At 73.6% G+C, this 9,512-nt stretch carries 12 protein-coding genes; 6 read left to right on the forward strand and 6 right to left on the reverse strand.

The window, feature by feature from the left end; genetic code table 11:
* The first annotated feature begins 69 nt into the window (after positions 1–69).
* Genes ABD296_RS40835 through ABD296_RS40845 form a run of 3 tightly spaced genes read left to right on the forward strand, consistent with a single transcriptional unit; the run spans position 70 to position 2,763 of the window.
* Entirely contained in the window at positions 70–741 is a 672-nt protein-coding gene (locus ABD296_RS40835; RefSeq protein WP_344280755.1) for a response regulator transcription factor, read from the forward strand.
* Positions 738–2,249 carry a sensor histidine kinase gene (locus tag ABD296_RS40840; protein ID WP_344280758.1) on the forward strand — a complete coding sequence of 504 codons (1,512 nt, stop codon included), beginning with the start codon at positions 738–740 and terminating at the stop codon, positions 2,247–2,249. The genes ABD296_RS40835 and ABD296_RS40840 overlap by 4 nt, the downstream gene beginning before the upstream one ends.
* Complete coding sequence (locus ABD296_RS40845; protein WP_344280761.1) at positions 2,242–2,763, forward strand: hypothetical protein; 522 nt, start codon at positions 2,242–2,244, stop codon at positions 2,761–2,763. Before ABD296_RS40840 ends, ABD296_RS40845 begins: the two co-directional genes overlap by 8 nt.
* A gap of 44 nt (positions 2,764–2,807) precedes the next feature.
* Here the strand turns inward: ABD296_RS40845 and ABD296_RS40850 are convergent, their stop codons facing one another.
* Positions 2,808–3,524, reverse strand: a complete 717-nt coding sequence (locus tag ABD296_RS40850) for a metal-dependent hydrolase (protein ID WP_344280763.1) — start codon at positions 3,522–3,524, stop codon at positions 2,808–2,810.
* Positions 3,525–3,666: 142 nt separating this feature from the next.
* Complete coding sequence (locus ABD296_RS40855) at positions 3,667–4,026, reverse strand: winged helix-turn-helix transcriptional regulator (RefSeq protein ID WP_344280766.1); 360 nt, start codon at positions 4,024–4,026, stop codon at positions 3,667–3,669.
* 88 nt (positions 4,027–4,114) lie between these two features.
* On the opposite strand from ABD296_RS40855, the gene ABD296_RS40860 reads away from it, so the two are divergent.
* Positions 4,115–4,738: an NAD(P)-dependent oxidoreductase gene (locus ABD296_RS40860; protein ID WP_344280769.1), complete on the forward strand. Its 624-nt coding sequence runs from the start codon at positions 4,115–4,117 to the stop codon at positions 4,736–4,738.
* A 45-nt stretch (positions 4,739–4,783) separates the two neighbouring features.
* Here ABD296_RS40860 and ABD296_RS40865 read toward each other — a convergent pair whose 3' ends face one another.
* The 3 genes from ABD296_RS40865 to map all read right to left on the reverse strand — a co-directional run bounded on the left by ABD296_RS40865 (position 4,784) and on the right by map (position 7,488).
* A complete protein-coding gene (locus ABD296_RS40865; protein ID WP_344280772.1) occupies positions 4,784–5,824 on the reverse strand; it encodes a DNA polymerase ligase N-terminal domain-containing protein in 1,041 nt (346 codons plus the stop codon).
* A gap of 63 nt (positions 5,825–5,887) precedes the next feature.
* Positions 5,888–6,577: a ComEA family DNA-binding protein gene (locus tag ABD296_RS40870; protein ID WP_344280775.1), complete on the reverse strand. Its 690-nt coding sequence runs from the start codon at positions 6,575–6,577 to the stop codon at positions 5,888–5,890.
* Between the two features lie 59 nt (positions 6,578–6,636).
* The gene (map, locus tag ABD296_RS40875) at positions 6,637–7,488 is read right to left on the reverse strand and encodes a type I methionyl aminopeptidase (protein WP_344280779.1); all 852 of its coding nucleotides are present in this window, start codon (positions 7,486–7,488) and stop codon (positions 6,637–6,639) included.
* 69 nt (positions 7,489–7,557) lie between these two features.
* Between map and ABD296_RS40880 the strand changes: the two genes are divergently transcribed.
* Positions 7,558–7,734, forward strand: a complete 177-nt coding sequence (locus tag ABD296_RS40880) for a hypothetical protein (RefSeq protein WP_344280783.1) — start codon at positions 7,558–7,560, stop codon at positions 7,732–7,734.
* A gap of 4 nt (positions 7,735–7,738) precedes the next feature.
* On the opposite strand, the gene ABD296_RS40885 is transcribed toward ABD296_RS40880, so the two are convergent.
* Positions 7,739–8,305 carry a hypothetical protein gene (locus ABD296_RS40885; protein WP_407061570.1) on the reverse strand — a complete coding sequence of 189 codons (567 nt, stop codon included), beginning with the start codon at positions 8,303–8,305 and terminating at the stop codon, positions 7,739–7,741.
* 122 nt (positions 8,306–8,427) lie between these two features.
* Between ABD296_RS40885 and npdG the strand changes: the two genes are divergently transcribed.
* Complete coding sequence (npdG, locus tag ABD296_RS40890; protein ID WP_344280789.1) at positions 8,428–9,123, forward strand: NADPH-dependent F420 reductase; 696 nt, start codon at positions 8,428–8,430, stop codon at positions 9,121–9,123.
* The last annotated feature ends 389 nt before the right edge of the window (positions 9,124–9,512 follow it).

Below are 9,512 nucleotides of genomic sequence, written 5' to 3' on the forward strand. Positions count from 1 at the left end.
TTGTCCGCGAAATGTCCGGATTCTGTGACACGGCGGGGGCGGCTGCCCGATGAGCCCAATAATGTCCAGGTGGCGAGCATTCTCTTCGTGGAGGACGATCCGTCCGCGCGGACCGCGCTGGAGCTGGCGCTGACCCGCCAGGGGCACCGCGTGACCTCCCGCGCGACCGGCGAGGACGGGCTGGAGGCGCTGCGCGCCCGCCGCCCGGAGATCGCGATCCTGGACGTGATGCTGCCCGGCATCGACGGGATCGAGGTGTGCCGCCGGATCCGCCGCGGCGACCCGCTGCCGGTGATCCTGCTCACCGCGCGCGGCGACGACCTCGACGTCGTCCTCGGCCTGGAGGCGGGCGCCGACGACTACGTGGTGAAGCCGGTCGAGCCGCGGGTGCTGGACGCCCGGATCCGCGCGGTGCTGCGCCGCGCCGAGACCCGCGCCGACATCGCCGCCTACGGCGACCTGGTCGTCGACCGCGCGTCGCTGAAGGTCACCAAGGCGGGGACCGACGTCCGGCTCACGCCGACCGAGCTGCGCCTGCTGCTGGAGCTGGCCCGGCGGCCCGGGCAGGCGCTGACCCGCCAGCACCTGCTGGCCGAGGTGTGGGAGCACACCTACCCGGGCGACTCGCGGCTGGTCGACGCCTGCGTGCAGCGGGTCCGCGCCAAGATCGAGGACGAGCCGGCCGAGCCGCGGCTGATCGAGACCGTCCGGGGCTTCGGCTACCGGTTCGTCGCGCCGTGAGGAGGCCGCGCGGGTTCGGGCTGCGGGCGCGGCTCATCGCGGCGTTCACCGCGGTCGCGCTGCTGTCGTCGGTGCTCGCGTCCGGGATCTCCTACATCCTGGTGCGGCGGCTGATGCTGCAGCGCGCGCAGGACGCGGTGCTGACCGAGGTCCGCGGTGCGCTCGACCAGCAGATACCGCAGCAGATCCCGCCCGACACCGAGCCCGTCATCGCCGCGCAGCTGGAGAACGCGCTCGCCGCGCCGGGCCGCGAGGTGGCGGCCGTCCCGGTCCCGCTGCGCGGCGGCGCGCCCGTGGTGCCGCCGGGCCGGCTGGACGTGCCGGTCAGCGAGGAGTTCGCGCGGCGCGCGACGCGCGGCATCGTCTTCGAGCGCCTGGTGCGCAAGGACCGGCCCGGCCTGGAGGGCCGCCCCTATCTGCTGGTCGGCGCGTGGGTCACCGGCTACCAGACGACGGTGGACGAGCCGGAGCGCACGACGCCTCCGATGGTGTTCGTCTCGGTGAGCCTCGCCAGGGAGGCGTCGGACCTGCGTTCGTTCGCGCGCGTCCTGGTGGTCGCCGACGCCGCCGCGCTGGTGGCGGCGCTGCTGCTCGCGCTGCTGGCGACGCGCGGGGTGCTGCGGCCGGTGCGCCGGCTCGGCGCGGCGGCCCGCGCGCTCGGCCAGGGGAGGCTCGACACGCGGGTGGGGGAGCGCGACCGCGACGAGCTGGCCGGCCTCGCCCGCACCTACAACCACGCGGCCGCCGCGCTGGAGCGGACGGTCACCGAGCTGCGCGCGATGGAGGCGGCCTCCCGCCGGTTCGTCGCGGACGTCTCGCACGAGCTGCGCACGCCGCTGACCTCGATGATCGCGATGACCGACGTGCTGGCCGAGGACGCGGCCGACGACGGCGGCGCGGCGGCGCTGGTGGCCGGGGAGACCCGCCGGCTCGGCACGCTGGTCGAGCACCTAATCGAGATCAGCCGGTTCGACGCGGGCGCCGCCGCGCTCGTCCTGGACGACGTGAACGTGGCGGACGCCGTCGCCGGCACGCTGGCGGCGCGCGGCTGGGCGGACCGGGTGGCGGTCGAAGGGCCGGCGGACCTGTTCGTCCGCGCGGACCCGCGCCGGCTCGACGTCATCGTGGCGAACCTGGTCGGCAACGCGCTTGAACACGGCGCCCCGCCGGTGTCGGTGGGCTTCGGTCCCGCGGACGCGGACGCGGACGCGGACGCGGATGTGGATGTGGACGCGGACGCGGGAGGCGGCGCGGGCGTGCGGATCGCCGTCGCCGACCACGGACCCGGCATACCGGACGATCTGCTCGGCGGGGTGTTCGACCGGTTCGTCAAGGCGGAGGCGGCCCGGACCCGCAGCGAGGGCAGCGGGCTCGGGCTGTCGATCGCGAAGGAGAACGCCGTCCTGCACGAGGGAACGCTGGACGTGGCGAACCGGCCGGGCGGGGGAGCGGTGTTCACGCTCTGGCTGCCCTTCCGGCGTGACGAGGAGGAGGACGACGATGCGTGAGCGGCTCGCCCGCCTGGTCGCGGCGGCGCTGGCCGTCGTGGCGGCGGCGGCCTGCGGCGTGCAGCCGACCGGGGTCATCGGTGCGGGCGGCCCGGTCGAGACGCGCGGCAGGGCCGGCACGATCACCGTCTACCTCCTGTGGCAGGGGCGCGTGGTGCCGAGCGTGCGCCCCGGGCTCCCGGACCACCCCTATCTGGCCCTGAGCCAGCTCAGCATTCCGGTCACCTCCGAGGAGAGGGCCCGCGGACTGTACACCGAGGTCCATCGGCCACTGCAGGCCTGGATGGTCCAGGCCGCGTCCGAGCCGCAGGACATGGGCTCGCTGACCGTCGACCTGTCGAGCGCGGTCCCGCGCCGGCGCGTCCACTGGTCGCGGGCGGCCCTCGCCCAGATCTCGTGCACCGCGCAGGCCGTACCGGGCATCCGCGACGTCCTGCTGTGGAGCGGCCCGGGCGCGGACAAGGACGGGTGGGGGAGCGCGCAATGCGAGGACTACCGCGACCTCATGCGCTGACCAGGCCCGTCCCAGGCCCTGCCCAGGCCCCTGTCCGGGTTCGGTCAGCCCTTGGTGAGCCAGCTCGTGGCGACGTTGCCGAGCACCGACCGGACCGCCAGGATCGCGATGCCGAGGATCAGCAGGGGGCCGACGACCCAGTGCTCGACCTTGCCGTTGGTGCGCGGGACCAGCGGCACCTCGATCCGCCACGGCAGCGGCCAGAACACCGGACAGCCGCGCGGTGTCAGGCAGTCGCCGGCGACGTGCGCCAGGCAGCCGAGGGTGACCGCGAACCCGACGAAGCTCATGTCGATGTTGTGCATCAGCCAGACGGCGATCAGCGCGAGCGCGCAGTCGGCCAGCGCGGACTGCGGCTCGCGGCCCTCGAAGTCGAGCCCGACGCCGCGCAGCCCCAACCCGACGATCATGAACAGGCAGGCCCACCACGCGTACTTGTAGTGGGTGGCGAGCGTGTCCATCGCCCAGCCGATGCCGACCGCGAACAGGATCGAGTGGGTGGCGTGCCGGTGCCCGCCCGACACCTTCCCGATCCACTTGCACATGTGGTGGGTGATGGGCCCGTAGGTGTTGGCGATGCGCCCGTTGTGGTGGTCGATGTCGGGCAGGATCGCCGCGCCGGCGCACACCACCGCGCCCGCCGCGATCTGCTCGGGCGACAGCGACACCGCGAAGTCGCCGAGCAGCCTCTCCTGGCCGAGCACCGGCACCGCGGCCAGCCACGCCAGCGCGCCGCTCAGCGCGTGCGTCTTCCCCATCATGGCCGTTCCCCCGCTTTCCGCACACCGTCCGCCGCCCGGTTCAGGGCGGGACTCTAGCCCGCTACTGATCGTTTTCAGCGGCGGCGCGCCGAAGCGGTTGCCACGTCCCTTTGATGCGGAATACGGTGCGGCGGTTCCGGGCTCAGGCGGGGAGTTCGTCGTGGCGGGCGCGGGCGGACAGGACGTCCTCGACGTTCTCCTCCGCCCAGTCGGTGATCGCCTGGATCGGCCCGTGCAGGGACAGCCCCATGGGCGTCAGCGCGTACTCGACGCGCGGCGGGACCTCGGCGAAGACCTCGCGGGTGAGCAGGCCGTCGCGTTCCATCGTCCGCAGCGTCTGGGTAAGGACCTTGGGGGTGACGCCGCCGATGAGGCGGCGGAGCTCGGTGAAGCGGCGCGGCCCGCCGGTGAGGGCGAGCACGACCAGCACCGACCACTTGTCGCCGATCCGGTCGAGGAGGAGCCGGGTCGGGCAGCCGGGATCGAACGCGTCGCCTCTCATGGTTTCCAGAGGGTACCAATGGCACGTTGAAGTAACCAGTATCCGATGGGTACCTTCGGGCCCGGCACGGACATTCGAGGAGGACGACATGAGGATCCTGCTGATCGGCGCGACCGGAATGATCGGCCGGCGGGTCGCGGACGAGGCGCGCCGCCGCGGCCACGAGGTGACCGGCGTGACCCGCAGCGGCAACGAGGGCACGCAGAAGGCGGACGCGGCCGACACCGCCGCCGTGGCCGCGCTGGCCGAGGGCCACGACGCGGTGGTAGTGGCGATCTCGCCGCCCCGCGACGGGTCCGACCCCGAGGGGCCGGTGCTGGAGGCGGGACGCGCCGTCCTGGACGCGGTGCGCCGGGCGGGGGTCCGGCGGCTGGTCGTGGTCGGCGGCGCGGGCAGCCTGGAGGTCGCCCCGGGCGTCCGGCACGTGGACGAACCGGGCTTCGTCCAGGCGTACAAGCCGGAGGCGCTGGCCCACGCCGCGCTGCTCGACGTCATCCGCGCCGAGGCGGGCGACCTGGACTGGACCTACGTCTCACCCGCGGCGGTGATCGAGCCGGGCGAGCGCACCGGGGTCTTCCGCCTCGGCGGCGACCGCCTGCTGCGCGACGCCGAGGGCGACAGCCGCATCAGCGCCGAGGACTACGCCGTCGCGCTGGTCGACGAGCTGGAGAAGAACGAGGCGATCGGCCGCCGCATCACCGTCGCCTACTGAGGCTCAGCGCTCGCGCGAAGCGTCTCAGCGCTTGGGCGAAGCGCCTCAGCGCTTGCGCGGGGGCGACTCGATCAGCCGCCAGGCGCCGGACTCCTCGCCCGGCTCGTACGGGGAGTCCAGGCGCTTGGCGACCACGCCGGGCAGGCCCTGCGCGGCGGCGGTCTCCCGCACCGCGTCGCCGTCGCCCGGGTACCACGGCGCCGTCTGCCAGCTTGGGCCCGACAGCTCCAGCCCGTCCAGCCGGTCCCGGCGCTCGCGGTAGGGGACGTCGAGCAGCGGCCGCCCGTCCAGGTGCGGCACATCGAAGATCATGTAGGTCTCGCGGCCGTCCAGCACGGCCAGCTCGCCGTCCAGCACCGCCGGGCGGGCGCCGAGTCGCCCACCGAGTCGCGAGCCGAGCCCGCCGGGGCCGTCCACCGCGCGGCCCCGGCCGTCGGTGAACCGCGTCCGGCCGCCCTCCACGTAGGCCAGCAGCCGCCGGCCGCCCCACGCGAACTCGAAGCCCCAGGCGTCCTGGTCGCGCGGCAACCGGGCCCTGCGCGCGGGCCGCATCGGGCGCAGCGACTCCGGCAGCGGCTCGGCGTCCGGGTCCGCCGGCGGGTCCATCCGGTGGATCATCCAGTTCTTGCCGCGCGTCCGGAACAGCACGTACCGGCCCGACACCCGCGAGCCGTGCACGACGACCTTCACCTCGCGCTCGGACCACTTCTCCGTCTCGTACGTCCCGCGGTCCCAGATCAGCACCTTGCCGCCGCCGTACTCGTCCTGCGGGATGTCGCCCTCGAACGTGGCGTACTCGAGCGGATGGTCCTCGGTGTGGACGGCCAGATGGTTCGTCTCCGGGCTCCACGGCAGGCCCTTCGGCACGGCCCAGGAGACCAGCACGCCGTCCCGCTCGAAACGCAGGTCCCAATGCAGGCTCGACGCGTGGTGCTCCTGGACGACGAATGTGTCGTCGTCGCCGTGCGGGAGCGACTTCTCCTCGGGGACGGGCTCGGGCGTCCGGTGGGGGTCGCGCTTGCCGCGGTACTCGGCGAGCCGGTCCCCGCCCTTGCGCGTGTCCTTCTTGCCCTTCTTCTCCGTCACGCCCGCCACATACCCGCGATCGCCCGATGAAGACGGCCCGGCTAGCAGATGGAGACCGCCCTGCTAGCGAATGAAGACGGCGTAGTCGGCGAGGTCGCCGGTCAGCTGCGGAGGCAGGCCCGCCACCACCGACATTTCCTCAGCGGACATGAACCCGCCGGTCTCCGTCCGCACCCGCTCGATCTTCTCCGCCAGTTCCGCGGTGATGCCGGGCAGCAGCATCAGTACCTCCGCCGGCGCGTGGTTGACGTCGACCAGGCCGCCGTCCTTGAACTGGCGCGGCAGGTCGGGGCGGCCGATCCGCAGCTCCTTGGCCAGGCCCGGGTCGCTCGCCGCCAGCTCCCGCGCCTTCTCGCGCAGCAGCCGCTGCCGCCGCACCCGCTCCACGACGGCCTCGTTGTCGATGCCCGCCAGCCCGTGCGGGTCGAAGACCCGGCGCCGGATCAGGAACGCGTGCCCGCAGCCCACCACCGCCAGGAGGAACAGCAGCACGCCCACCGCCTGCTGCGTGCCGTCCTCCTTGCCGATGTCGGGCAGCAGGTACAGCATCAGCGCGAATATGCCGATGTAGACCGCCGACGACACCAGCAGATGCGCGCTGCGCCGCCACAGCGCCGCCGCCGCGAACGTGAACGGCGTCGCGTACCCCAGCGTCAGGAACGGCAGCGCCGCCCACGTCACGCTCAGCGCGGCCCGCCCCGGAGGCATGCTGTCGGACGGAACCCTCGGCTCATACGGCGCTGGAGCGTTCATCAGGGCGGATTCTCCCGGCCGGGTCGCTGGCTGAACGGGACGCTAGGTCGACGAAAGGGTCACGGCAGGGTGAGGATTTCGTGGCCGTCCCCGGTCACCAGCAGCGTGTGCTCGAACTGCGCGGTGCGCCTGCGGTCCTTGGTGACGACGGTCCAGCCGTCGTCCCAGATGTCGTAGTCGTGTGTGCCGAGGGTCAGCATCGGCTCGATGGTGAACGTCATGCCCGGCTCGATGATCGTCGTGGCGCTCGGGTCGTCGTAGTGCGGGACGACCAGGCCCGAGTGGAACGTGGTGCCGATGCCGTGCCCGGTGAAGTCGCGGACGACCCCGTACCCGAACCGCTTGGCGTAGGACTCGATGACCCGCCCGATCACGTTCAGCGCGCGCCCCGGCTTGACCGCCCGGATGCCCCGCATCGTCGCCTCGTGGGTGCGCTCCACCAGCAGCCGCGACTCCTCGTCCACGTCGCCGCACAGGAACGTCGCGTCGGTGTCGCCGTGGACGCCGTCGATGAACGCGGTGATGTCGACGTTGATGATGTCGCCGTCGCGCAGCACCGTGTCGTCGGGGATGCCGTGGCAGATCACCTCGTTGATCGAGGTGCACAGCGACTTCGGGAAGCCCCGGTAGCCGAGGGTGGAGGGGTAGGCGCCGTGGTCGAGCATGTACTCGTGCCCGATGCGGTCGAGCTCGTCGGTGGTGACGCCGGGCCGGACGTGCTTGCCGACCTCCTCCAGCGCCTGCGCCGCGATCCTGCCGGCGACCCGCATCCGCTCGATGATCTCGGGTGTCTTGACGTCCGGCTCGCCGGTCTTCGGCCGCTTCTTCCCCACGTACTCCGGGCGCGGGATCTGCGCCGGGACCTTGCGCATGGGCGAGACGTTGCCGGGACGGAGAAGCTGGGTCGTCATAGTGATGGAGTGTAGTCAGCGGTATCGCGGCAACGAATCCCGCGCGAGCCATGATCGGAAGGAGCGCCGATGGCCGGTGACGACGGTGACTGGTGGTTCTGCCTGAAGCACATGAAGGTCGAGCACGGGCCCGGCTGCCCGAACAAGGACCGGATGGGCCCGTACCCGAACGAGAGCGCCGCGGCCGGCGCGCTGGCGCTGGCGCGCGAGCGCAACGAGGCGTGGCGCAAGGACAACGAGGACTAGCGGACTAGTCGACGGTCGGGCCGGTCACCGCCTCGAGCAGCCTGGCGAGGCGGTGCCGCAGGCCGCGGGCGCCGCGCGCGGGCTCCTGGCCCGCCGCGGCGCTCACCAGGTGCTGTGCGCCGTCGAACGACAGCAGCGCCTCGCCGGGCGGGACCGTCAGCGCCTCGTGCGCCAGGTCCTCCAGGTCGCGGTCGCCGCCGTCCAGCGCGAGGATCGTCGCGCCGACGCGGCGCGCGTCGTCGACCCGTTCGAGCAGCGGTGCGGGCGCCTCGTCCTCGGCGACGACGAACAGCGTCTCGCCGCGCCGCGCCTCCTCCAGCCGGGACAGCCCGATGCTCAGATGCGGCGGCGCGTCCTGCGGCGGCGCCCAGCGCACCAGCGTGGGCGCCAGGCCCGGGGCGTCGCCGAGCCGGGCCTCGTCGTCCAGGTGCGCGGCCAGGTGCCAGGGGTCGCCCGCGGGCGTGCCGACGAGCAGCAGCCCGCCGGGCGTGCGGGAGGTCACTCGCAGGGCGCGTCCGAAGTCCTGGGTGCGCTCCAGCCAGCCGGTGGCGGACAGCACCTCGCGCAACATCACGATCTGCTCGGCGTCCACCGCACCATGGTGCCGCACGCGGCGCGGGCGCCACGCCGGTTTCGCGCGACCCGGGAGGGCGCCGCGAAGCCGCGGAAAGGCCGCCTGGCAGACTCGGCGGCATGACTGAGCAGCAGCAGAAGACGCCCTACGACCTCCCCGACGTGAGCGGCCTCACCATCGGCATCCTCGGCGGCACCGGGGACCAGGGCAAGGGCCTGGCGCGCCGGTTCGCGCTGGCCGGCCACCGCGTGGTCATCGGGTCGCGGAAGGCGGAGCGGGCGCAGCAGGCCGCCGACGACCTGGGCGCGGACCTGCCCGTCTCGGGCGCGGAGAACGCGGCCGCCGCCGGCGGCGCCGACGTGGTGGTCGTCGCGGTGCCGTGGGACGGGCACAGGTCGCTGCTGGAGTCGCTGCGCGAGGCGCTCGCCGGCAAGATCGTCGTGGACTGCGTGAACCCGCTCGGCTTCGAGAAGGGCAAGGGCGCGTTCGCGCTGCCGGTCGAGGAGGGCAGCGCCGCCGAGCAGGCCGCCGCCGTCCTGACGGAGAGCCGGGTCGTCGCCGCGTTCCACCACGTGTCCGCCAAGCTGCTGCTCGACCCCGAGGTGGACGAGATGGAGCTGGACGTCCTCGTCCTCGGCAACGACCGGGAGGCCACCGACCTGGTGCAGGCGCTCGCCGGGCGCATCCCCGGCATGCGCGGCGTCTACGGCGGCCGGCTGAACAACGCCGGCCAGGTCGAGGCGTTCACCGCCAACCTCATCTCGATGAACCGCCGCTACAAGGCGCACGCGGGCCTGCGCATCACCGACGTCTGACCGCCGCCTGATCGACGTCTGACCGGCGCCTGGAGCGGAGCGCCGGCGGGCATGGCGCGTTCCGGCCAGGAAAGGCGACAATGGCGGGAGCGGTAGCCGACCGCGGCGCGTCCAAGTGCTGACGTTGGGGCATGGACGAGACGGGCGGGCGCGGCGCGGGACGCCGGCGTCCGCCGTGGGGGAGGTTGCGGCGGTTCCGCCGCACCGGCTCCGGCGCCGCCTATGATCGGCATGCGACAGGGCAGGTGAAGATGAGGCAGATCCGGTCCGCGGACCCGTGGAGCACGTTCCTGGCCCCTCCGGGCCGCACCGCCGGCACCGGGATCGCCGGAGCGCGGGCCGCGCCGGGTGCCCCCGAGGCCCCGCGCGCGCGGGGCGACCTCGGCGAT

This window comes from Actinomadura napierensis (assembly GCF_039529375.1).
GTDB classification, from domain to species: Bacteria; Actinomycetota; Actinomycetes; order Streptosporangiales; family Streptosporangiaceae; genus Spirillospora; species Spirillospora napierensis.